Annotated in this window: 18 protein-coding genes; 10 read left to right on the forward strand and 8 right to left on the reverse strand. The window is 72.6% G+C overall.

The features are described from left to right. The first annotated feature begins 38 nt into the window (after window positions 1-38). The 4 genes from ACWEQG_RS00730 to ACWEQG_RS00745 are packed head-to-tail and all read left to right on the forward strand — an operon-like array spanning window position 39 to window position 3,712. Window positions 39-1,370, forward strand: coding sequence for a phenylacetate--CoA ligase family protein (locus tag ACWEQG_RS00730; RefSeq protein WP_363462949.1), 1,332 nt, complete (start codon window positions 39-41; stop codon window positions 1,368-1,370). Beyond that, window positions 1,354-1,581 (forward strand): DUF6052 family protein, encoded by a 228-nt coding sequence (locus ACWEQG_RS00735; protein WP_363462950.1) that lies wholly within the window; start codon window positions 1,354-1,356, stop codon window positions 1,579-1,581. The genes ACWEQG_RS00730 and ACWEQG_RS00735 overlap by 17 nt, the downstream gene beginning before the upstream one ends. After that, window positions 1,578-2,252, forward strand: coding sequence for a flavodoxin family protein (locus tag ACWEQG_RS00740; protein ID WP_363462951.1), 675 nt, complete (start codon window positions 1,578-1,580; stop codon window positions 2,250-2,252). The genes ACWEQG_RS00735 and ACWEQG_RS00740 overlap by 4 nt, the downstream gene beginning before the upstream one ends. Beyond that, a complete protein-coding gene (locus tag ACWEQG_RS00745; RefSeq protein ID WP_452280571.1) occupies window positions 2,249-3,712 on the forward strand; it encodes a phenylacetate--CoA ligase family protein in 1,464 nt (487 codons plus the stop codon). The genes ACWEQG_RS00740 and ACWEQG_RS00745 overlap by 4 nt, the downstream gene beginning before the upstream one ends. A gap of 258 nt (window positions 3,713-3,970) precedes the next feature. Here ACWEQG_RS00745 and ACWEQG_RS00750 read toward each other — a convergent pair whose 3' ends face one another. After that, window positions 3,971-4,324 carry a DUF1801 domain-containing protein gene (locus ACWEQG_RS00750; RefSeq protein ID WP_363462953.1) on the reverse strand — a complete coding sequence of 118 codons (354 nt, stop codon included), beginning with the start codon at window positions 4,322-4,324 and terminating at the stop codon, window positions 3,971-3,973. Between the two features lie 93 nt (window positions 4,325-4,417). Further along, window positions 4,418-5,794: an FAD-binding oxidoreductase gene (locus ACWEQG_RS00755; RefSeq protein WP_452280572.1), complete on the reverse strand. Its 1,377-nt coding sequence runs from the start codon at window positions 5,792-5,794 to the stop codon at window positions 4,418-4,420. Window positions 5,795-6,049: 255 nt separating this feature from the next. Between ACWEQG_RS00755 and ACWEQG_RS00760 the strand changes: the two genes are divergently transcribed. Further along, on the forward strand, window positions 6,050-6,934 hold the full coding sequence (locus ACWEQG_RS00760; RefSeq protein ID WP_452280573.1) for an SAM-dependent methyltransferase: 885 nt from the start codon (window positions 6,050-6,052) through the stop codon (window positions 6,932-6,934). After that, a complete protein-coding gene (locus ACWEQG_RS00765) occupies window positions 6,931-8,463 on the forward strand; it encodes a methyltransferase domain-containing protein (protein ID WP_452280574.1) in 1,533 nt (510 codons plus the stop codon). The genes ACWEQG_RS00760 and ACWEQG_RS00765 overlap by 4 nt, the downstream gene beginning before the upstream one ends. Before the next feature lie 182 nt (window positions 8,464-8,645). On the opposite strand, the gene ACWEQG_RS00770 is transcribed toward ACWEQG_RS00765, so the two are convergent. Next, on the reverse strand, window positions 8,646-10,100 hold the full coding sequence (locus ACWEQG_RS00770) for an extracellular solute-binding protein (protein ID WP_452280575.1): 1,455 nt from the start codon (window positions 10,098-10,100) through the stop codon (window positions 8,646-8,648). 50 nt (window positions 10,101-10,150) lie between these two features. Further along, complete coding sequence (locus ACWEQG_RS00775; protein ID WP_363462958.1) at window positions 10,151-11,473, reverse strand: nucleotide disphospho-sugar-binding domain-containing protein; 1,323 nt, start codon at window positions 11,471-11,473, stop codon at window positions 10,151-10,153. A gap of 438 nt (window positions 11,474-11,911) precedes the next feature. Here ACWEQG_RS00775 and ACWEQG_RS00780 point away from each other — a divergent pair, with 438 nt between their 5' ends. Then, entirely contained in the window at window positions 11,912-12,340 is a 429-nt protein-coding gene (locus ACWEQG_RS00780; RefSeq protein WP_363462959.1) for an enediyne antibiotic chromoprotein, read from the forward strand. 186 nt (window positions 12,341-12,526) lie between these two features. Here the strand turns inward: ACWEQG_RS00780 and ACWEQG_RS00785 are convergent, their stop codons facing one another. The 3 genes from ACWEQG_RS00785 to ACWEQG_RS00795 form a co-directional block, all read right to left on the reverse strand. Beyond that, entirely contained in the window at window positions 12,527-14,158 is a 1,632-nt protein-coding gene (locus ACWEQG_RS00785) for an MFS transporter (RefSeq protein ID WP_363462960.1), read from the reverse strand. A gap of 145 nt (window positions 14,159-14,303) precedes the next feature. Further along, window positions 14,304-15,674, reverse strand: a complete 1,371-nt coding sequence (locus ACWEQG_RS00790; RefSeq protein ID WP_452280576.1) for a condensation domain-containing protein — start codon at window positions 15,672-15,674, stop codon at window positions 14,304-14,306. 127 nt (window positions 15,675-15,801) lie between these two features. After that, complete coding sequence (locus tag ACWEQG_RS00795; protein ID WP_363462962.1) at window positions 15,802-17,148, reverse strand: nucleotide sugar dehydrogenase; 1,347 nt, start codon at window positions 17,146-17,148, stop codon at window positions 15,802-15,804. A 330-nt stretch (window positions 17,149-17,478) separates the two neighbouring features. On the opposite strand from ACWEQG_RS00795, the gene rfbH reads away from it, so the two are divergent. The 3 genes from rfbH to ACWEQG_RS00810 are packed head-to-tail and all read left to right on the forward strand — an operon-like array spanning window position 17,479 to window position 21,543. Next, a complete protein-coding gene (gene rfbH / locus ACWEQG_RS00800; protein ID WP_363462963.1) occupies window positions 17,479-18,783 on the forward strand; it encodes a lipopolysaccharide biosynthesis protein RfbH in 1,305 nt (434 codons plus the stop codon). A 58-nt stretch (window positions 18,784-18,841) separates the two neighbouring features. After that, window positions 18,842-20,521 (forward strand): amino acid adenylation domain-containing protein, encoded by a 1,680-nt coding sequence (locus ACWEQG_RS00805; protein ID WP_452280577.1) that lies wholly within the window; start codon window positions 18,842-18,844, stop codon window positions 20,519-20,521. Continuing rightward, entirely contained in the window at window positions 20,518-21,543 is a 1,026-nt protein-coding gene (locus tag ACWEQG_RS00810) for a glucose-1-phosphate thymidylyltransferase (RefSeq protein ID WP_363462965.1), read from the forward strand. Before ACWEQG_RS00805 ends, ACWEQG_RS00810 begins: the two co-directional genes overlap by 4 nt. Before the next feature lie 152 nt (window positions 21,544-21,695). Here ACWEQG_RS00810 and ACWEQG_RS00815 read toward each other — a convergent pair whose 3' ends face one another. Then, window positions 21,696-22,112, reverse strand: a complete 417-nt coding sequence (locus ACWEQG_RS00815; protein WP_452280578.1) for an SgcJ/EcaC family oxidoreductase — start codon at window positions 22,110-22,112, stop codon at window positions 21,696-21,698. Window positions 22,113-22,181 lie beyond the last annotated feature (69 nt).

The raw sequence follows: 22,181 nt of genomic DNA on the forward strand, positions 1-22,181 counted from the left end.
CCGCAGCCGGTTGTCGACGAGGTCGTAGGGGAGGCTTGATGGCATCGCTCGGACCGGCCCGCCCGGAGACCGCCGAGTACTGGAACCGCAAGACGGAGACCATGCCGCGCCGGGAACTGGAACAGTGGCAGTGGCGCAAGCTGTCCAAGGCCCTGGACTACGCCCGGAGCAACTCGCCGTTCTGGCGGGAACGGCTGCCCGAGCGGATCGGCTCACTGGAGGAGTACTTCGCGACCGTCCCGTTGCTGCACAAGTCGGAGCTGATCGCCGCGGAGGAGGCGGCCCCGCCGTACGGCGCCTGGCCGTCGACCGACCCCATACTGGGGATCCGGCACCACCAGACCAGCGGCACGAGCGGCAGCCCGCCGGTGCGCACGTTCGACACCCTGCGCGACTGGACCTGGGGCGTGGACCTGTGGTGCACCGTGCTGTACGGCATGGGCGTGCGCCCCGGCCACCGGGGGATGGTCGCCTTCGGCTACGGCCTGTTCATCGGCTTCTGGGGCATGCACTACGGCCTCGAACGCATGGGCTGCCGGGTCGCCCCCTCGGGCGGGCTCGACTCGAAGGCACGCGTCCGGCTGCTGGTGGACCAGCAGATCGAGGTGCTCGGCTGCACGCCCAGCTACGCCATGCGGCTGATCGAGACGGCCCGCGAGATGGGCGTCGACCTCGCCAGGGACGCCAACGTGCGGATCATCATGGCGGGCGGCGAGCCGCGGCCCGAGTCGACCACGCGGACGATATCCGAGGCGTTCGGGGCCCGGGTGTTCAACGCCGCGGGCACGACCGAGTTCGGCACCGTGTCGATGTTCGAGTGCCCCTGGCAGAACGGCGGCTGCCACATCATCGAGTCCGGGCTCATCGAGGAGGTGCTGCACCCCGAGACCCTGCAGCCCGTGGGGTACGGCGAGGAGGGCGTCCGCGTGACGACCGGCCTCGGCCGTGAGGGCGTGCAGCTGTTCCGCCACTGGACCGACGACCTGGTGGTGAAGCGGCCCTGGCACGAGTGCGGCTGCGGCCGCACCTGGGACTGGTTCGACGGCGGCATCCTCGGGCGGCGCGACGACATGCGGAAGATCCGCGGTGTGTCCGTCACGCCGGTGATGATCGAGGACGTGCTGCGGGGCTTCCCCGAGGTGAGCGAGCACCAGGTGATCCTGCGTACCGTCCGCGGGCTCGACACGATCGTCGTGCGGGTGGAGCCGCACGACCTCGCCGGCCTGGACGCGCCGGGCCTGTGCGAGCGCATCAGCAGGGCGGTGAAAGAGGAGATCGGCATCCGCCCGGAGGTCGAGACGGCCGAGCCGGGCAGCCTTCCCCGATTCGAACTGAAAGCGGCGAGGTTCCATGATGAACGCTCCAGGTGAGCTGTCCCCCAAGCAGGAGCGGCAGCTCCGCGAGTGCTACGCGACCCTGCACGAGCTGGCCGAGTCGTGCGGCGTCCCGTCCGTCGCCACCGCCGCGCGGGTGGCCGTGGCGGAGCTGCACGCGGCGCTCGACGGGCAGGCCCTCGACTTCGAGTTCTACTCGCACCGGTGGAGCGGCGAGCGGGAGATCCCGTTGCGGGAGGCGTCGTGACGGGCCGGCGCAAGCGGATCGTCGCCATCAACGGCTCCGAGCGCGACGGCAACACGGTGGACGTCCTGCTGCACGCGGCGGAGGTCGCCGCCAAGCGCGGCGTCGACCTCGAGGCCGTCGACCTGCGGAACATCCGGATGGTGGCCTGCGGGCCGTGCGGCGACTGCAACGACCGCGTGGTCCGCTGCGTGCAGACCGACGACGTCGCGGGCGTGGTGGAGAAGATGAGCGCCGCGGACGGCATCATCTACGCCGCCCCCGTCCACGGCTTCGGCACCTGCAGCCTGATGCAGACGTTCCTGGAACGTGCCGGGGTCGGCTACCTGCGCTTCGACCGGCCCCTGCGCAACAAGGTGGCCGGTGTGATCGCGCTCGCCCGCCGCTACAGCGCGGGAGAGGTGTGGGCGCAGCTCACCGCCAACGCGCTGCTCAACCGGATGATCGTGGTCGGCAGCGGGTTCCCCGCCACCGTGCACGCCCTGCACAAGGGCGACGCCGCGTACGACGAGGAGGGCATGATCAACGTGACCCGGCTGGTGGACCGCATGATCGACATGATCGAGCTGCTGGACGAGTACCGCGAGCTGACCGGCAGGGAGGAGATCCTCCCGCTGCGGGAGCGCAGCGAGCGCGACGGCCTGACCTGGGACGCCGCGCGGGAGCGGATGTGAGTGCCGTCGCGGCCCGGCCGGTGGTCAACGCCGTCGCGGCCGAGCCGGCCGGCCCGCCCGCGCTGCGCGCGTTCTGGCAGGAGTACCGGCGCACGCTGCGCGCCTTCCACGACGGCCGCATGACGGAGGCGGACTGGGATCGCTGGTACGGCGAGCGGCTGACGGCGGTGCTGCGGCACGTGACGTCCCGCTCGCCGTTCTACCGCCGCCACCTGGCGGGGGTGGACGTCGAGCGGGTCACCCCGCGCACCCTGTCCACGCTGCCCTTCACCACCAAGGACGACCTGCGCCGCGAGATGTACGACGTGCTGTCGGGCAGCCCGGCGGAGGCCGCCATCTTCTACGAGACGACGGGCACGACCGGCGCGTCGACGCCGTGCCCACGCGGGGCGAAGGACATCCTGACCAGCAACTCGGCGGTCGAGGAGTCCTGGCGGCGGCTGTTCGAGGCCCGCTTCGGCGACCGGAGACCGGTGGTCGGGCTGATGGGCCCCTCCGAGCTGTACGCGTTCGGCGATGTGTTCACGGCGGTGACGGCCGCTCTCGGCGCGTGCCACGTGAAGATCTGGCCGGAGTCGCCGCGCGTCGGGTTCCGCAAGGCGCTGCGCCTGATCGAGGAGCTGGGCATCGAGGTCCTGGTCTGCGCGCCGGCGATGTGCCTCAGCCTGGCGAAGGCGGCCCGGCACTACGGCTACGACCCGGCCCGGCTGCCCGTCTCCCTGTTCCTGGTGCTAGGCGAGGTCTGCACCCCGGCCTTCGCCGCCAACGTCTCCTCGCTCTGGCCGGAGGCGATCGTCCGTCCCGCGTTGTACGGCTCGCAGGAGGCGCTGTGCATCGCGACCGGCGCGATCACCGGCGACCTGCACCTGTCCAAGCTGAACTACCTGGTGGAGGTCGTCGACCCCGACACCGGCGACGTCCTCGGCGACGAGGGCGTGGGGGAGCTGGTGCTGACGATGCTGGTCGACGGCATCAAGCCGCTGATCCGCTACCGCACCGGCGACCTCGTGCGGATCACCCCGGCGCCGGACGGCGCGCCGCTGCCGGGGCCGGTCGTCGAGGTCATCGGCCGCGCCGCCGACCGGATCCACCTGGGCACCGCGGTGCTCCAGCCGGCCGAGCTGGAGACCGCCGTGCTCACCGGCGTGCGCGGCTGCCTCGGCTACCAGATCGTCATCGACGGCGACGGCGCGGGCGGCGACAGGGTGACCGTGCGCATGGACCTCCTGCCCGAGATCGCCGGTGACCCGCGCGACATCGGCGCGGGGGTGGCCGCCCGGCTGCGCCGGCTCGCCGGGGTGGACGCGGACATCACGGTCGAGGCCGAGCTCGACCCGGTGACCAACACCGGGGCGTTCGTGAGCTGGAAGGCCGCCAGGATCCTCGACAACAGGTCCGCGCCGGACCCCGCGGCGCTGATCGCCCGCGAGGTCGCGCACCGCTACGCGATCACGACCTGAAAGGGGCCGCCCGGCCGGCGTGCCGCCCGCACGCCGGCCGGGCTCCTCCATGTCCTCCGCCCGGCCCACCGCCCGTCCCCGCGGACATGCCGCGCGAACGTCTCACGTCGACCTGTCGCGTGGACGTTCAGCGTGGACGTCCTGCGTAGCGTCTCGCGCGGACATCTTTCGCGGACGCGGAACGCCGCCCGGCCGCGCGTGAGGCGTGACCGGGCGGCGCGTGCGGACGTCGCCGGGGAAGGGCTAGCCGAGGAAGGGCTAGTTGGCCGAGTCGACCCTGATCGCCTGGGCGATGTAGTCGCGCAGCGCCTCGTGGTTGATCTGGTCGGGCTTCTTGATCTTGACGTGCCGCGTCTGCTTTCCCACGCCCGCCAGCAGGCCGTGCGCGTCCTCGAACTCCGCGCCCCGCTCGAAGGCGAAGGTGATGTGGGTCTTGCTGCTGCTGATGATCGCCAGGATCTTCTTCTGCTGCCAGGCCGGGGAGCCGAACTTGATGACCTCCGCCGCGTCCGGCGCGCACTCCGCCATCAGCTCGCGCAGAGCGGTGACGATCTCCTGCTGCTCGGGCGTGAGCCTGGTCTTCATGTACTCGTCCACGTCCGGGTTGCCCATCCGGGGGACCTCCTTCGGAATCGTCCGCGCCGGGCGTCGGACCTCGGCGCCATGGTCATCTTCGCAATCCCGTCCCGCGCGCGGTGCGCGTTTTCACAGACGGGAGGCATTCGGGGTGATGTCGCCGCGGAACAGCCCGTCCGGGTCGACGCGCTCGCGGACCCGGTCGGCCGCGGCGATCTGGTCGGGGTCGAGGTGGCCCTGCGGCTGCTCGACGTTCTCCACGAACGAGGGCGCGGTCCGCCCGGTGTCCCATGGGCTCAGCGCGGCGCGCACGGCCGCGCAGTGCTCCTCGATGGCCGCCAGGCTCGCGGCGTCCTCGACGACGCCCGCGCCGGAGTACGCGTACGCCGCGTCGAGGTGACTGAGCGCGCCGCCCGTCGGGTCCGGCACCGCGTACGCGCCGCCGAGCTGCCGCAGCCCGGCGGTCACCAGCGGCGAGGGTCCCCCGAGCAGCCGGAGGAACTCGGCGGCGCCCTCGTCGCCGAACTCACGCAGCAGCATGTGGTCGCCGGCGATGGCGATGGGGTCGTCGGGCTCCATGTGCGCCTCCAGCACGGCGGCCGGGACGGTCTCCTCCCAGGTGTCCATGACCGGCTCCGCGACGGCACGCAGCGGGGCGAGCAGGTTCTCCGCCTGCCGTCGTGCGAGGGTCAGGTCGTCGCCCGCGGTGCCGAGCACGGCGCCGTCCACGCTCACCACGGGACCGGCGCTCAGCGCGGGCGGGATCTCCGGCAGCGGCGGCAGGTTCATGATCCGCAGCGACGTCGTCACCTCCCAGGGGGCGTCGAGCGTCCACCGCCGCCACTCGGCCAGCAGCCGGGGCGCGTGCGCGGCGGGCCAGAAGGACGCCCCGGTGATCACCCGGGCCGCCGGGAACAGGTCGATCTCGATCGCGGTGACGACGCCGAAACCGCCCCCGCCGCCGCGCAGCGCCCACAGCAGCTCGGGGTCGGACGTCGCGTCCGCGCGGCGCAGCTCGCCGTCGGCCGTGACCAGCTCGACCGCGCGCACGCTGTTGGCGGCGAGCCCGTGCAGCCGGCCGTAGAAGCTCAGCCCGCCGCGCAGCAGATAACCGACCACGCCGACGGTCGGGGCCGAGCCGTGGGGCGCGGCCAGCCCGTGGGCGGCGGCGGCCTCGACCACCGCGGCCCAGCGCGTGCCGGCGGGGACGCGCGCCACCCGGCGGTGGGAGTCGATCTCGACGCCGCCCCCCAGCTCCGTGCGGATCAGCAGCGCGTCCTCCACGGGACGGCCCGCGGGGGCCGCGTGCCCCGTCGTGTGGACGCGCACCGGCAGCCGCCGCGCTCTGGCGTACCGGATGGCGGCCCGGACCTCGTCGACCGTGCGGGCGGTCGTCGCGGCCACCGGCCGCACCCGCCCGGCGAGGTTGAAGATCTGCGTGGCGGCGTCGAACGCCGCCTCTCCCGGCAGCGCGATGCTCACGCCCTGCTCGCCGACCATCGTCATGACTGGCGTGCCCTCCAGCTCAGCGGTGCCAGGCCGGTGTCCTGGCGTTCGGCCGTTTCCCAGGCTCGCACGCCGGTCGCGCGCGCCGCGTCTCCCAGCGTGCGCAATGCGCGGCCCCGCCGCCGGGCCCGTCCGCCCCCGCACTCTGGGAGATGTGGCCGCGCCGCCCGCCACGGACGATGGCGTCGACGCGTTGTGTCCCGGGTCCGAGCCCGTCCGCCTAGATGAGGGCGGCACGATGGGAGCGACATCTCCATGGCTTTCGAAGTGGGTTCCGAAGCCGTCGATACGGCAGAGATCGGCAGGCACTACGACGAGCGCTCGCCCATCGGCGACGTGCTGCGCGACGGCCAGATCCACATGTGGTACTGGTACGACGACGAGGACGACACCCCGCTGGCGGAGGCGATCCACCGCCTCGGCCGCAAGGTGACCGACACCCTGGGCCTGCGGCCCGGCGAGCACCTGCTGGACGCGGGGTGCGGGCCGGGCGCGACGGCCGTCTTCCTCGCCCGGACCTACGGCGTGCGGGTCACCGGCGTCACGGTGAGCCGCTTCGAGATCGACACGGCCAGGACGCGGGTGAGCGCCGCCGGCGTCGGCGACCTGGTGCGCGTCGAGTACGGCGACTACGCGGCCCTGCCCTACCCGGACGCCTCCTTCGACGCCGTGCTGGCCCTGGAGTCGCTGCAGAACGCGGCCGACCTCGACCGGGTGCTCGGCGAGCTGCACCGGGTGCTGCGGCCGGGCGGCCGCCTCACCCTCTCGGACTTCAGCCTGGAGTCGCCGGCCGAGCCCGAACGGGTGGCGAAGTTCATGGACACCCTCAAGCTGCGCGAGCTGCCCACCACACAGGGCTGGCTCGACCGCGTGCGTGCCGCCGGGTTCGCGGTGGAGGAGCACACCCAGTGCGGCCCGCGCGTGTTCGGCAGGAAGTCGAAGTACATCAAGGCCGCGATGGCCAGGCGGGACGAGGTGGCCGGGAGGTTCGGCGAGGAGGCCGTGACCCGGTTCTCGCAGCGTCATCTGGGCTTCTTCGCCCCCCGGCCGGACCAGATCGGCTACGTGATCGTCTCCGCGCGCAAGCCCCGCAACGACCAAGCCCCCCGCGAGTTCCCCCGCGAAAGGACGCGCAAATGACCACATCCCTTGTGCAGCCGGCCGTCGCCGATCTCCTGCACGCGTTCGCCGACGCGCCGCCGGAGCGCCGGGACGAGGAGTTCCGGCGCCTGGTGGACGCGCTGTGGCACGACGGCGCCCTGACGGACCTCGCCCTGCCCGCCGTGCCCCTGCTGGTGGAGACGCTGGAGCGGATCGGCGACGACGGCGGGGCCCACCTCGCGGTCCTGCTCGGCATGCTGGCGGAGGCCGAGGACCCCACGGACGGCGAGGTGGCCGCAGCCGTACGGCAGGGCCTCGACCTCTACCTGGAGCTGTGGGCCGGCAGCGCGAACGGGCAGCCGCTGTCGCTGGCGCTGGCCTACCTCCTCGGGCACTTCCCCGAGGACCGCGAGCGCGTCCTGGCCGCGGCCGAGGGCCGGGGGCTCGACGTGTACGACCTGTCCAAGCTCGACCGCGCCCTGCAGCGGCTGGACCCGGAAAACCCCGTGCTGGGGCGGGTCTTCCCCTCACCGGCGGTGTGGGCGCTGATGGACGAGGCCGAGCGGGACTTCGACAACTCCTGGATCAAGCGGCTGCCGGCCGAGCAGATCACGCGCAACTGGAACAACGACACGCAGACCGTGCTGGGCAACCTCGGCGCCATGGCGTACTGGGCGGCCGGGAACGGCGCGCCCACGCCCGTGGAGGTCGGGACCGTGCCGCCCCGCGACACCCTCCCGCCCCCGCCGGAGGCCGGCGTCGACCTGTTCGCGCGGCACGCGGAGGCGTTCCGCTGCCCGCACTGCCGCGGCCCGCTGGCCTTCGAGGGCGACGGGGTGCGGTGCGCCGACTGCTCGGCGTCCTACCCGATCGCGAGCGGCATCCTCAACCTCACCGAGGACGCCGAGCGCAACGCCGGCGACTTCCTCTACAAGCTGGCCGAGGTGCCGAGCATGGGCCACTTCTACGAGGCCTACGCGCGGCCGAACTTCCTGCGGCTGGCCGGCTCCAACTGGGGCGCCGCGGTGACGCCCGCCGACGAGGACGCCTACATCGCCGAGCACGTGCGTCCGGTGGACGGGCCGGTGCTCGACCTGGCCGCCGGCGCGGGCCGGTGGACGGAGACCCTGATGAACGCGGTGGGCGCCGAGCGGCTCATCGCGCTGGACATGTATCCGCCGATGCTGACCGCGCTGCGCAGGAGGCTGCCGCAGGTGCCGGCCGTGATGGCGAACGCCCGCAGCCTGCCGTTCGGCGACGCGACGCTCGGCGCGGTGATGTGCTGGAACGCCCTGCAGGCGTTCCCCGACCACGCGGCCGAGGCGATCGCCGACGTGGGCCGCTGTCTGCGTCCCGGCGGCACGTTCACGTTCCTGACGTTCCGCACGCCCTCCGACCCGATCGCCCGCTACTTCCAGTCGCGCCACTTCTTCCCCGGGCACCAGGGCGGGCTGGAGCTGTTCGACCTCGACGACATCAAGGCGTGGCTGGCCGCGGCGGGGCTGACGATCCGGGACGAGCGGGGCCCCGGCACCTTCGTCATCATCACGGCCGAGCGTCCCAGCTGAAAACACAGCTGAGAAGACACCCGCGCGGCTGAGCGGGCGTACGTCAGGGCCGGTCCGGGCATCCGGGCCGGCCCTTCCGCTGCCGTCCTCCCGCCGTCCATGAGGGCCGTGCCCCTCCCGGGGCGAACAGGAGAAGGCCGCCGCCCCGGTGGGGGACGGCGGCCTCGGAGTGCGACGGGGGCTCAGCGGGCGAGCTTGAGCCGTACGACCTTCTCCAGGTCGGCGGCCGAGTAGTCACGGCCGGCCGAGGCCTCGCTGAAGGACTCCACGGCGAGGCTGTGGCCGGGGGTGCCCGCCGGGTCGCGGAACCCGTTGCGCAGCGCGTACTCGTTGTACGCGTCCAGCAGCCGCTGGGCCTCGCGGGTGGCCTCGGTGAAGCGGACCAGCGGGTCGGCGCCGTGGGCCAGCACGTCGCCCATGGCGCGCGTCATGACGTCCTGGTTGCCGGCGAAGTCGCCGAACAGCGCGCCCTGGGAGAGCGGCACGCCGCCGGCCAGGGCGGGGTCGACGGTCGCCCCGCTCGGGTAGCGGCTGACGTGCTCGTAGGCCAGGCGGTGGTAGGGGTGCTTGTCGAACCAGCCCTCCTCCTCCAGCAGGTCGTAGGAGGCGCGGGTGATCGGGATGAAGCTGCTGAACTTGTGCCGGTCGGCCGCGTTGCGCGGGTTGTGCAGGAACTGGATCAGGGCCAGCGCGCCGTCCTGGGTGGCCTCGTCCAGGCCGTTCGCCAGCCACAGCGAGGTTCCCGCCACCGCGTTGCCGACGTACGGGACCTTCTCGTTGTAGGGGAAGATGCCGATCTCGATGGGGAACCCGCTCTGCTCGGCCGCCTGGACCATGTAGTTGACGTCGTTGGACGAGGTGAACCTGATCGCCACGTCCTGGTCGGCGAAGGCCTTGAACGTGCCCGCCCAGTCGGGGATCTTGCCCGTGTAGAGGTAGTGGCCCCTGCGGTGCAGCCCCCGCCACCACTCGACCCAGGCGAGCATCTCGTCGGAGGCCAGGTAGGCGGTGGTGGCCCGGCCGGAGCGGCCGTTGTCGTTGTCCACCAGCAGCCCGCCCTGGCTGGCGAGCGCCTGCTGGAAGAACGTGCCGTGGTTCGACCAGGTGATGGCGTGCGCGGGACCGTTGCGGAGCTTGGCGATCTCGTCGCAGACGGCCTCGACCTCCGTCCACGTCTGCGGCAGCTCGGAGACGCCGGCCGCGCGCAGCAGGTTCGCGTTGGCGAACAGCAGGCTGGTCGTGCCGCCGGACGGCATCGAGGTGAGGTCGCCGTCCAGGGAGTAGTAGTCGCGGAAGGCCGGCAGCAGGTCGTCGATCACGACGGGCTCGCCGAGGATCTCGGTGCGTCCCCCGACGGCCTTCTCCACCGAGGTGAAGACCGGGCTGCCGTCCCTGTTGCGCATGTCCCGGGCGGCCTGGCCCATGTAGAAGTAGATCTCCGCGACCATCGGCGCCCGCCCCTCGGCGGCCGCCTCGGCCACCTTCAGCGGGAACGTCCAGAAGTCCTGGCCCACGATGTTCACCCGGTATTCCGGGTGCGCCTTCTCGAAGTCCCGGCCCTGCTCGTACCACCGGTCCATCCAGCCGGGGAAGGTCAGGTCCGGCACCCAGACGTCGAGGACGATTCGGTCCTTCATTCCATCTCCTCGTGCTCGCTCGCTCTTGCGTGGCTTCGGCGGGCCCGGCGCTACCGCCGGTGCTGGCCGGTCAGCTTCTCCAGGTCGGGGACGATGTCCGAGGGGCTCGGCTTGGCCAGCCACTCCTCGTGCACCGCGTCCGCGCCCGCCCGGATCGACGGGTCCTCCAGAGCCTTGACGATCAGGTCGCGGACCTCCTCGGCCGACTGCTTCTGGTGGTCGAGGCGCAGCCCCGCCCCGCGTCCGGTCACGTACGCGGTGGCGATCGGCGAGAGGATGTGCCGCTCGGGGATCGTGCTGCCGCCGTCCTCGTGGAACTCCAGCCGCTGGCTCTCGTCGGTGTCGGTGATGATCTGCGGGAGGTTCGCCGCCACCGAGGACCAGAAGGTGCCGCTCGACCCGTGGTTGATGCTCACCGCGCAGGTCGGCAGCAGCTGGGTCAGCGGGACGTAGTCGACCGTGCGCACGTTCGGCGGCAGCGGGGGCAGCCCGACGAGCTGGTCGGCGTTCAGCGTCGCGACGAGCTCGACGTCCAGGTCGGCGACGGCCTCGAGGATCTTGGGGGTCCGCCACTCGCCCTTGTGGTAGGTCCGGGTCGACAGGCCCACCGACAGGGCGATCCGGGGCCGCTCCGGCCTGCCGTACAGCCACTCCGGCACGACGCCGCCGCCGTTGTAGGGGATCCAGCGGACGGGCAGCGAGGAGAGGTCGCGGGACAGGCGCATCTCGGGCGGCAGCGGGTCGAGGGTCCACTGCCCGAGCAGCAGCTCCTCGTCGACCTCGACGCCGTAGCGCTCGGCCAACGGGCGCACCGCCTCGGCCAGCGGGTTGAGCACGTCGCCCGAGCCGGTGGCGCCGCCGGCGTGCTCGGCGAACCTCTCGGTCGCCCAGCCGCTGTAGTCGGGGCCCATCAGCATCCGGGCGTGCGCCGCGCCGCAGGCACGCGCGGCCACGGCTCCGCCGGGGAACCAGGGGTCCCACAGGACCAGGTCGGGCCGCCAGCTCCGGGCGAACGCGACCAGGGCGTCGTTGTCGGTGCTGGGCTCCGGCGGGAGGTGGTACTTCGCCGCGGACAGCAGGAACTGGAAGAACACGTCCCAGCTGTCGCGGTCGGCGGAGCCGATCTTCACGGCGTCGGCGAGACGGTCCATCTCGCCGGGGTTGGGCGCGAGGTCGGGCCTGGCCCACCCCTGCGCGGTCGCCTCAGGGGTGCCGCAGACGACCGCGCTGAGCCCCGCCGCCACGATGTCGGCCTCGGCGCCCGGAGGGCAGGCGATGCGGACCTCGTGTCCCGCGGTCTGCAGGGCGTGGGCGTACGGAATGATCGGGTACAGGTGGCACTTCTGCGGCCAGACCGTGAGCATTACCTTCATCGAGGCTCCTGCATCTGTAACGACGGACGTGGACCGCGGCGGGGGAGCGCCGGGGCGTCCCACCCGGCCGCGCGATTTCGGGGCCGCCCGGCGGGCACGGCGGCGTGGAGCGAGCGGTGGCGGCGCGGGTGCTCGGCCGGGGCATGCGCGCGAACGGCGGCACGCCGCGGTCGTGGCCGGGACCTCGCATGCCGCCAGCGTCACATCGCCGCCTGACCACGCGCATCTTCCCTCGTGCGGAGCACGGCCAGGGTGTCCCCTGCGGAGCCGGCTGAGGGCCCTTGATCAACTTGATGACGAATATCAATGACTTCGATGACAGAAAGGTGTCAAGTCGCGCGCAACATGCTGACAGGGATTTGTCTGGAATGCCGGTCGCGAATCAAGCACATTTGTTCTTGCAAGCACCACTGACCGCTCGAAGAAAGGATGCGGAAAATGAGGAACAAGACCGGTGTTCTCGCCAAGCTCGGTGTCGCCGCCGCCATGATGGTCGGTCTGACCGTCGCCTCCCAGACGGCCGCGGCGGCCGCCGCGCCCACGTTCTCCGTGTCGCCGGCGTCCGGCCTGCACGACGGCGACACCGTGACGGTCACGGTGACCGGCGCCGGCGCGAACGAGGTGTACGGCATCGCGCAGTGCGCCAACATCGGCGCGTCGTTCGGGTGCGACGGGAGCACCGCCACCACGTTCACCACCAACGCGAGCGGCGCGGCCACGTTCACCTTGCCCGTGCACAAGACCTACCAGGCCGTGACGCACGACGGCGTGTCGCTGGGCACGGTGGACTGCGGCACGACGAGCTGCTACATCGGCGCAGGGAACCAGAACCTGGCTCTCGGGGACGTGGTGCTGTCCTTCCGCTGAGCCGGGTGCCCGCACCAGAAGATGGGCCCTGCCGGTAGTCATTGAAACCGGCAAGGCCCATCTCCGGGCGAATCTGGTCGATCACCGTCGTTCGCGCGAGACGGAGGGCTCGCGGCCCGGGTGCGTGCGCGCCGCCCCCGGGCCCGCCTCCCGCCTCTCGTGCACGACGGACTGTTCGAAACGGCCTCAGGAAATACGCGCGGCCGCCTCGGCCGGCTCCTGGACGGACTCCGCCTCCGTTTCGGGCAGCCGCTCGCCGCCCTCCTCACCCGTGCCCTCCTGCTCCGCGTCGCCGCTCGCGGGAACGTGCCGCAGCGCGACCGCGGCCAGCGTGGCGAGCACGAGCGCGATGGCGGCGCTGACGCCGGCGGTGGAGTTCAGCGCCGTGGTGAAGGCCTCGCGGGCGGTGGTCAGCAGCTCGGTCGCGAGCGGGGCGGGCAGCTGCTGCGCGGCGGCGTAGGCCCCGGCGATGCTCTCCCCGGCGGTGCCCGCCGCCTCGGCCGGGACCCCGGCCGGGATGGTGCCGGACAGCGCGCCCTGGTAGACCGCCGTGCCGACGCTGCCGAGGACGGCGATGCCGAACGCGATGCCGAACTCACCGGTGGTCTCCGAGATCGCCGACGCGGAGCCCGCCTTCTCCGGCGGGGCGGACCCGATGACGAGGCCGGTGCCCAGCGCTCCCATGGGGCCCGCGCCGACGGAGCTGACGATCAGACCGGCCACCAGCAGGGCGACGCCCGTCGCGCTGCCCACCTGCGTGATCAGCAGGTAACCGGCCGCCGTGACCACCAGGCCGCCCGCGATGACGTACGCGGGGCGGACCCGCCGCGCGATGGCCGGGGCCATCATGACGCTGGCGATCGTCGCGAGCGTCGAGGGGACCAGCCAGCCTCCGGCCTGCAGCGGCGAGAGCCCCTCGACCGTCTGCAGGTACAGGTTGACCAGCAGGTGGGTGCCGCTCATGACGCCGCCGCCGATCATGATCACCAGGGCGACGCTGAACGCGCGGTTGCCGAAGAGCCGCAGGTCGAGCAGCGGGCTGGCCAGGCTGCGCTGACGCCGTACGAAGACCGCGCCGATGATCAGGCCGGCCACGACGGAGACGACGGGCAGCACCTGCCAGCCGTTCCTGGCCACCTCCTTGAGGCCGTAGATGACCGGCATGATGGCGGCCAGGGAGAGCGCGACGCTGGCGAGGTCGAGCCGCCCGCCCTCGGGGTCCCGATACTCGGGCAGCAGGCGCGGCCCGACCAGCAGGAGCAGCCCCATCACCGGGACGCCGAGCAGGAACACCGATCCCCACCAGAAGTTGGTGAGCATGATCCCGCCCACGACCGGGCCGATCGCCATGCCGCCCATGAAGCAGCTCATCCAGACGGCGATCGCCATCCCCATCTGCTTGGGGTCCTTGAACATGATGCCGAGCAGCGACATGGTCGAGGGCATCAGCGTGGCCCCGGCGACGCCCATCAGCGCCCTGGTGGCGATCAGCATCTCCGGGCTGGACGCGTACGCGGCGAGCGCCGAGGCGGCGGCGAAGCAGGCCGCGCCGATGAGCAGCAGTTTGCGGCGGCCGATCCGGTCGCCGAGCGTGCCCATCGTGACCAGGAAGCCGGCGATGAGGAAGCCGTAGATGTCGGTGATCCACAGCTGCTGGGTCGCGTCGGCCCCCAGGTCGATGCTGAGGTGCGGCAGTGCCAGGTACAGCACGCTCATGTCGAGCGACAGCAGCAGCGTGGGCAGGGCCAGGACGGCCAGCCCGATCCATTCCCTGCGCCCGGCCCGCTCGGCCGGGCCGGATTCGGTGCCTGCGTGCATGAAGGAGTCCTTCCGTCTGGTCGCCCGGGCCGTTGCGGGGGAGCGACGACGAGCGATTGTCGGGTGGGGGGTGCGCGCGCGTCGCTCTTCACCGGCTCCGCACACGCGGCGGCTTCCGGCGGGGCCGCGGCCCCGCCGGCGAGCCTCAGCGCAGGGGGGCGTCGGGAGTGGTGACCACCGCTCGCAGCACGCTGTCGAACTCGGTCATCCACTCGGCCATCGTGTCGGCCCGCCACAGGTTGGTGTTGAAGCCCAGGGTCCCGATGATCTCCCCCGACGGGGTGAGGTTGAGCTCGCACAGCGAGCCGTCCGGGATGTCCCCGCCCACCGGCTGGGAGACGAGCCGTGGCACCTCGGCGTACTCGACGTCGCCGACCACCTCGCCGGCCATCCCGAAGGGCGACTGGAAGACCTGGAAGAGGAACAGCGCGCGGTCGTCGGCCGCCGCCGGGGCCATCAGCTCCGGCGCCTCCGCGGCGATCTGGGCGAAGGGGATGTCGTGGGAGTAGGCCTCCAGGCAGGTGGCGCGGGTCCGCCGCACCGCCTCCCGGTAGCTGTCGCACCCGGTGAGGTCCGTACGCAGCGGCACGAAGTTGAAGAACGACCCCACGGTGGTGTGGAACCGCTCCTGGGTGCGCCCGGTGGTGAACGTCGGGACCACGACGTCGCTCACGCCGGTGATCCGGTTGAGCAGGATGTTGTTGGCCGCGAACAGGACCATGAACGTGGAGCAGCGCAGCTCCTTGGCGGTCCGGCGGGTCGCGGCGCTCAGCTCGGGGCCGAGCGTGAACCGGTGCCACCCGGTCGTCTTGGCCAGCCCGGCCGACCGCGGGTGGTCGGTCGGCAGCGTCAGGATGCTCGCCCCCCGCAGCTTCTCGCGCCAGTACTCCCGCGCGCGGTCCAGGGCGGGGGACGAGGCGCGCTCCTGCTCCCACAACGTGTAGTCGCGGTACTGCGGCGCCTCGGGAAGGGCGGCGGCCTCCCGTCCGCGCCGGGCGGCGTAGCTGTGGGCCAGGTCGCGCATGATCACGTGCATCGACCACGCGTCGGCCGCGGTGTGATGCGCGATCAGCACGAGGACGGCGTCCTCGTCGTCGAACCGGGCCAGCACGGCCCGCAGCAGCGGCACCTCGCGGGCGCTGTAGGAGCCCGCCTCGATCTCGTTGACCAGTTCACTCGCGCGGCGGTCGCGGTCGGCGGGGGCGACGCCGGACAGGTCGCGCAGCGTCAGCTCCACCGGGCCGGACGGGAGGATGCGCTGGTGGCGGTCATCGGGGTCGCGGACGATCAGCGTGCGGAGGGCCTCGTGGCGCTCCGCGACGTCGTGCAGGGCCGCCCGCAGGGTGTCGACGTGGACCCGCCCGCGCAGCCGGCTCGCGTAGAAGATGTTGTATCGGGGGCCGAAAGGCCCGGAATCGTCTCCCTCGTCGAAAATGCAGAGGAATTCCTGATTGAGAGAGAGGGGCACCCGGCTCGCCGGCTCGCTCGGCGCGTTCGGGATCTCGGAGACGCTCACACCACAAGCCTTTCGCTAGCAGGCGGTTTCGCCCTGTGTCTGCGCGCGCGGGTAGCTCAGATGGTAGGAGCGGCTTTCCCGGGCACGCTTATTCTGGATTGCCGTATACGGATGTCCGGCGCGGAATTCACCGCCCGACGCCCTGGTAGACGTAACCGAGCCGGCGCAGTTCCGCGATCTTGTCTTTCGGGTAGTAGGCCCGGCCGTCCAGCACCAGGCAGTCCGGCGCCACCGGCAGGTCCGCGAAGTCGATGTCCCTGAACGGCCGGTGCAGGGCCATGACGGCGACGCAGTCGGCGTCCCGCACGGCCTCCCGCAGGTCGGCGCAGGGAGCGACGCCGAACAGCGCCTCGGCCTGCACCGGGTCCACCAGCGGGTCGTGGACGCGGACCGTGGCCCCGGCCTTGGCCAGCGTCGTCACGAAGGCCTCCACCGGCGTCGCCCGCAGGTCGCCCGTGTCGTTCTTGAACGCCGCGCCCAGCACGGCCACCGTGGCCGTGGCGGGGTCCTTGCCGAGTCGCACCAGCGTGTCCACGACCAGCTGCGCCGCGTACTCCGGCATGCCGGTGTTGACCCTGCGCCCGGCCGGCGCCGTCTGGATCTCCAGGCCGCGCCGGCGGGCCGAGTGCCAGACCATCCACGGGTCCTTGACCAGGCACGACCCGCCCACGCCCACGCTCGGCAGCAGGATGTTGACGTTCCCCGTGCCCTTGGGGACCGTGTTGGCCGCCGCGATCACGTCGAGCACGTCCACGTCGTACAGCGCGCAGAACTTGGCCAGCTCGTTGGCCAGTGCGATGTTGAGGTCGATCCACCAGTTGTCGGCCAGCTTCACGATCTCGGCCGCCTCCGGGGAGTCCATCGGGACGATCGCGACGTCGAGCACGCGGCGCCAGAACTCCGTCCCGGCGCGGGTGCTGTCGTCGTTCAGCCCGCCCACGGCGATCGGGAGGGAGCGCAGCTCGCGCAGCGCGGTGCCCTCGGCGAACCGCTCCGGGGTGAAGGCGAGCCCGAAGTCCTCACCCGCGACGAGCCCGCCGCGCTCCAGCAGCGGCCGGGCCAGATCCCGGGTGGTGCCGGGCGGCACCGTGCTCTTGAGCAGCACGAGCTGGCCCTCGCGCAGGTGGGCGCCGAGACGCCGGCACGCCTCACGCAGGTGGTCGTCCAGCAGCGAGCCGTCCGGGTGGACGGGCGTGCTGACGGCGACGAGCACCACGTCGGCGTCCCGTACGCCGGCGTAGTCGGCGGTCACCCGGAGGCGTCCGGACGCGACCGCGGCCGCGACGAGTTCGGGCAGGCCGTGCTCCTGGTAGCGGCAGTGCCCGCGGGCCAGTTCGCCGAGCAGGGCGGTGTCGATGTCCACGCCCGTGACCGTGCAGCCGCGGTCGGCCAGGATCGCCGCCAGGCACGAGCCGACGTAGCCGAGTCCGACGACCGCCACTTTCAGGTCCCGCTGGTCGGGTAGGAAACGCATGAAACGCTCCTGAGTCGAAATGGGAATGTGTTTCCTGGTGTTGCCGGGCGCGTCCCCGTCGATATTTCCGGCGTACCGCCGGATCCTGACGCGATTCTCCGTTCGCATTGTCATTCCCGGCCGCCGTCCGCCGCATCTCCCGGCGTGCGAAAGGGGAAAACGCCGCGCGTAATACGGCGCGAATTACGGCCCCGGGGGCGGCAATCCAGGAGATGCGGGGCGATCGGCGCCGCCGGATGCTGGGACGGTGCGTCCGTGGCTCCCCCGTGACCTGCCCGTGGCCGGCCGGAAGACGACCGGCACCGTCCACTCGACCGACAAGGACCTGAGATGAACGATCACAAGGCGCTGATCCTGGACGAGGTCCGCAAGTATCACCAGGATGTCCAGACCGGCGGGGAATTCGTGCCCGGGGTGACCGAGATCTGGCCGACCGGCGCGGTGCACGACGTCGAGGACCGCGTGGCCCTGGTCGAGGCGGCGCTGGACCTGCGGGTGGCCGCCGGTCAGCGGGCGCGTAAGTTCGAGTCGCTGTTCGCCCGCAAGATGAAGCGGCGCAAGGCGTTCCTCACCACCTCCGGGTCCTCCGCGAACCTGCTGGCGGTCTCCGCGCTGACCTCGCAGCGCCTGCAGGACATGCGGCTGCGGCCGGGCGACGAGGTGATCACGGTCGCCGCGGCCTTCCCGACGACGGTCAACCCCATCCTGCAGAACGGCCTGGTGCCGGTCTTCGTGGACGTCGAGCTCGGCACGTACAACCCGACGGTCGAGGCGGTGGAGCGGGCGATCGGCCCGAAGACCAAGGCCATCATGATCGCGCACACCGTGGGCAACCCGTTCGACGTCGTGGACATGGCCCGGCTCGCGACCGAGCACGACCTCTTCCTCATCGAGGACAACTGCGACGCCGTCGGCGCCCTGTACGACGGCGAGCCCACCGGCACCTTCGGCGACCTCGCGACGGTGAGCTTCTACCCGGCCCACCACATGACGATGGGCGAGGGCGGCTGCGTCCTCACCTCGAACCTGGTGCTGGCCCGGATCGTCGAGTCGCTGCGCGACTGGGGCCGCGACTGCTGGTGCGAGCCCGGCGAGAGCAACACCTGCCTCAAGCGGTTCGACTACCAGATGGGCACGCTCCCGAAGGGCTACGACCACAAGTACATCTACTCGCACGTCGGCTACAACCTGAAGGCGACGGAGCTGCAGGCGGCGCTCGGCCTCAGCCAGCTCGACAAGCTCGACGACTTCTGCGCGACGCGGCGGCGCAACTGGCGGCGGCTGCGCGAGGGCCTGGACGGGGTGCCGCACCTGCTGCTCCCCGAGGCGACCCCGCGCAGCGACCCCAGCTGGTACGGCTTCGTCATCACGGTCGACCCGCAGGCGCCGTTCGGGGCGGGCGAGCTGGTGGACTTCCTGGAGAACCGCAAGATCGGCACGCGCCGGCTGTTCGCGGGCAACCTGATCAGGCACCCGGCCTACGCGGACCAGCCGTACCGCGTCGTCGGCGAGCTGACCAACACCGACATCATCACCACCCAGACCTTCCACGTCGGGGTGTATCCCGGCCTGACCGACGAGATGATCGACTACGTCGTCTCGTCCATCACCGAATTCGTGCGGGCACGTGGATGACCGCCCGGCCGCGCTGCCGGTTGCGCACGAGACGAGCCGTGTTCCGAGGGGGACCGAGATGCGCGTACCGCTCACTTTCCGGCCGGTCCACGAGCGGGTGCTCAGGCACGCGCTGACCCGGCCGGACGACGTCGCGATCGCCCTGGGCGGCCACGGCGTCGGCTACGCCGAGCTGGCGCGGCAGGCGGCCGCGGTCGCCGCGGCGCTGACCGCGAGCGGCGCCGCGGGCCGGCCGGTGGCGGTGCGGATGGACCCCGGCCCGCGTCAGGCCGCCGCCGTGCTCGGGGCGCTGAGCGCGGGAGCCCACCTGCTCTGCCTGGACCCCGGCGCGGCCGGACAGCGCGGCGCCGCCGTGCTGGAGGACCTGCGCCCCGCGTGGCTGCTGCTCGACGGCGTCTCCGGCGGTGCGGCTGAAGGGGACGCGGCGCGAGGCGGCGCGGCGGGAGGTGACGCGGCAGAGCGGGACGACCTCGCCGATTGGTACCGCCGCACCCTGCCCGGCACGGTCCTGGACGTCGCCGGCCTGCTCGGACCGGCCGAGGCCCCCACGCCGACCCCTGCCGACTCGTCCGACTCGTCCGTTTCGCCGGCCGCGTCCGGCGTGGACCCGGACGACCTGATGTACGTCGCCTACACCTCCGGCTCGACCGGCAGGCCCAAGGGCATCCCGCAGACTCATCGGGGCTTCGCGCAGTTCGTGACCTGGTTCGCCCGGGAGTTCCGGATCGGGCCCGGCGCCCGGGTGGCCCAATGGGCGGCGCCGGGCTACGACGCGAGCCTCGTGGAGATGTTCGCCCCGCTCGTCGCGGGCGCGACGCTCTGCCCCGTGCCGCCGAAGATCAGAGCGCACCCGGAGCGCCTCGCCGACTGGCTCACCGCCGAGCGCGTCACCCACCTGCAGACCGTGCCCAGCTTCGCCCGCCGCCTGCTCGAGGCGATCGCGGCTGCCGGGCCGGAGGGCCGCCCGCCCGCCCTGGGCCACCTCCTGCTCGCGGGCGAGCCGCTCACCGCCGAGCTGGTCGGCGGCCTGCGCGCCGCCCTGCCCACGACACGGCTGGTCAACCTGTACGGCCCGACCGAGTCGATCCTCGCCACCTGGCACGAGGTGACGGAGACGGGCGAGGGCCGCGTGCCGATCGGCCGGCCCATCCCCGGGCGCGTGGTGCTGGTGCTGGACGAGCTGGACCGCCACTGCCCGCCCGGCGTCACCGGCGAGCTCGTCATCCGCAGCCCCTACCTCACTCCCGGGTACGCCGGCGCCGCGGCGGGGGAGCGGTCCGCCTTCCGCCCGCCGCGCGGGTCCGCCCGCCGGGGCCGGTACTACCGCACGGGCGACCGGGGCCGGTGGACGGCGGACGGCGTGCTGGAGTTCGAGGGACGCCGCGACTTCCAGGTGAAGTTCAACGGCATCCGGCTGGAGCTCGGCGACGTCGAGGCGGCCCTGAACGCGCACGAGAGCGTGGCCGAGTGCGCCGTCGTCGCCGTGCCGGGCGCGCACCGCCAGGTCGCCAGCCTGGCGGCGTACGTCGTCCCGCGCGCTCCGACCGCCGAGGCGACGCCCGCCGCCTGGCGTGCGGCGCTGCGCCGCTGGTTCGGCAGGGCCATGCCGCCCGTGAGCTTCACGGTCGTGGGCCACCTGCCGCGCACCGCCGGCGGCAAGGTGGACCGGGACCGGCTGCGGCGCGAGCGCGAGGACCGGCAGGCGGCCCAGGCGCGACCGAAGGGGTTGATCGCATGAAGGCCCTGGTGCTGTCCGGCGGCTCGGGCACCCGGCTGCGGCCGTTCAGCTACTCCATGCCCAAACAGCTCATCCCCATCGCGAACCGGCCGGTGCTGGAGCACGTGCTGGGCAACATCCGCGACTGCGGCGTCACGGAGATCGGGCTCGTCGTCGGTCACTGGAGCTCGGAGATCGCGCGTGTGATCGGCGACGGCGACCGCCTCGGCGTGCGCGTCACCTACATCCCGCAGCACGAGCCGCTCGGGCTGGCCCACGCGGTACGGCTGGCGCGGCCGTTCCTGGGGGACGACGACTTCGTCATGTACCTCGGCGACAACATGCTCCCGGACGGGATCGCCGGCATCGCCCGGGACTTCCGCGCCGGGCGGCCGGCGGCCCAGGTGGTGGTGCACCGCGTGCCCGACCCCCGCGAGTTCGGCGTCGTCGAGCTGGACGCGGCGGGCGCGGTGCGGCGGCTGGTGGAGAAGCCCGCGCACCCCCTCAGCGACCTGGCCCTCGTCGGCGTCTACTTCTTCACCGCCGCGATCCACGAGGCGGTCGAGGCCATCCGGCCCGGCCGCCGGGGCGAGCTGGAGATCACCGACGCCATCCAGTGGATGCTGGCGCGGGGCGCGGCGGTGAAGGCCACCGAGTATCGCGGCTACTGGAAGGACACCGGCAAGGCCGAGGACGTCCTGGAGTGCAACCGCCGCCTGCTCGGCGAGCTCGGCGAACAGGTCCTGGTCGCCCCCGGCGCCCGCGTGGTGCGCTCCGTCGTCACCGGTCCGGCGATCATCGGCCCGGGCACGCTGGTGGAGGACTGCCATCTGGGCCCGAACGTCTCCGTCGGGGCGGGCTGCGTGCTGCGCGGCACCCGGCTGGCCGACTCCATCGTGCTGGACGGGGCCTCGATCTCCGACGTCCCCGGCCTGTACGGCTCGATCATCGGTCGCGGCGCCGTCATCGGCCCCACCCGGCCCGGCGCGGCGCGGCACCGCCTGCTGGTCGGCGACCATACCCGGGTGGAGATCTCCGCCTGAGCCGCCCGAGCCGCCCGCGCCGCCCGCGCCGCTTGACCACTTGAGCACCCGGGCGTTCGGGCCCGCAGCACCGGCCGCTGACGAGCGGGCCCCCGGAAACGGAACGAGGAGGACTCCGCGGAGTCCTCCTCGTCGCCGGTTCCGCGCGCGGATCAGGCCGCCGCGCCGATCGGGGTGTTCTGGTAGGCCGTGATCAGCCAGGTGCCGTCCTGCCGGGCGAGCACCCAGGTGGCCCGGATGGCCCGCTCGGGCGCGACCTCGGTCTCGCCGGGTGCCAGGACGCCGCCCCGCGTGACCAGCACGGCCGCGTCGGCGCCGATGAACTTGACCGAGATCGGCTCGCCGGTCACCCGGGTCCCCTTGTACGGCCCGGCGTAGGCCGCCTTGAAGAATTCGCGGATCGCCTCGCGTCCGCTGACGAAGACGCCACCGGGCAGGATCATGGTGGCGTCCTCGGTGCAGGCCGCGGCGAAGGCGTCGGCGTCGTTGCCGGCCCACGCGGCGACGATGCGCCCGGGCACCTCGCGGAGGGCCGCGATCTCGTCGTTGATCGTCGAAGTTGCGCTCATGCTCGTTGTTCCTTCGCTGGACGGCTGGAACTCACCTCCCCATCGTCGGGACCGGGCCGCTGACCACGC

It is taken from the genome of Microbispora sp. NPDC004025 (assembly GCF_053604425.1).

Coding starts and splice junctions, on each gene's coding strand:
- ACWEQG_RS00730 (WP_363462949.1), top strand. CDS start 39: ATGGCATCGCTCGGACCGGCCCGCCCGGAGACCGCCGAGTACTGGAAC.
- ACWEQG_RS00735 (WP_363462950.1), top strand. CDS start 1,354: ATGAACGCTCCAGGTGAGCTGTCCCCCAAGCAGGAGCGGCAGCTCCGC.
- ACWEQG_RS00750 (WP_363462953.1), bottom strand. CDS start 4,324: ATGGGCAACCCGGACGTGGACGAGTACATGAAGACCAGGCTCACGCCC.
- ACWEQG_RS00755 (WP_452280572.1), bottom strand. CDS start 5,794: ATGACGATGGTCGGCGAGCAGGGCGTGAGCATCGCGCTGCCGGGAGAG.
- ACWEQG_RS00760 (WP_452280573.1), top strand. CDS start 6,050: ATGGCTTTCGAAGTGGGTTCCGAAGCCGTCGATACGGCAGAGATCGGC.
- ACWEQG_RS00765 (WP_452280574.1), top strand. CDS start 6,931: ATGACCACATCCCTTGTGCAGCCGGCCGTCGCCGATCTCCTGCACGCG.
- ACWEQG_RS00770 (WP_452280575.1), bottom strand. CDS start 10,100: ATGAAGGACCGAATCGTCCTCGACGTCTGGGTGCCGGACCTGACCTTC.
- ACWEQG_RS00775 (WP_363462958.1), bottom strand. CDS start 11,473: ATGAAGGTAATGCTCACGGTCTGGCCGCAGAAGTGCCACCTGTACCCG.
- ACWEQG_RS00780 (WP_363462959.1), top strand. CDS start 11,912: ATGAGGAACAAGACCGGTGTTCTCGCCAAGCTCGGTGTCGCCGCCGCC.
- ACWEQG_RS00785 (WP_363462960.1), bottom strand. CDS start 14,158: ATGCACGCAGGCACCGAATCCGGCCCGGCCGAGCGGGCCGGGCGCAGG.
- ACWEQG_RS00795 (WP_363462962.1), bottom strand. CDS start 17,148: ATGCGTTTCCTACCCGACCAGCGGGACCTGAAAGTGGCGGTCGTCGGA.
- rfbH (WP_363462963.1), top strand. CDS start 17,479: ATGAACGATCACAAGGCGCTGATCCTGGACGAGGTCCGCAAGTATCAC.
- ACWEQG_RS00805 (WP_452280577.1), top strand. CDS start 18,842: ATGCGCGTACCGCTCACTTTCCGGCCGGTCCACGAGCGGGTGCTCAGG.
- ACWEQG_RS00810 (WP_363462965.1), top strand. CDS start 20,518: ATGAAGGCCCTGGTGCTGTCCGGCGGCTCGGGCACCCGGCTGCGGCCG.
- ACWEQG_RS00815 (WP_452280578.1), bottom strand. CDS start 22,112: ATGAGCGCAACTTCGACGATCAACGACGAGATCGCGGCCCTCCGCGAG.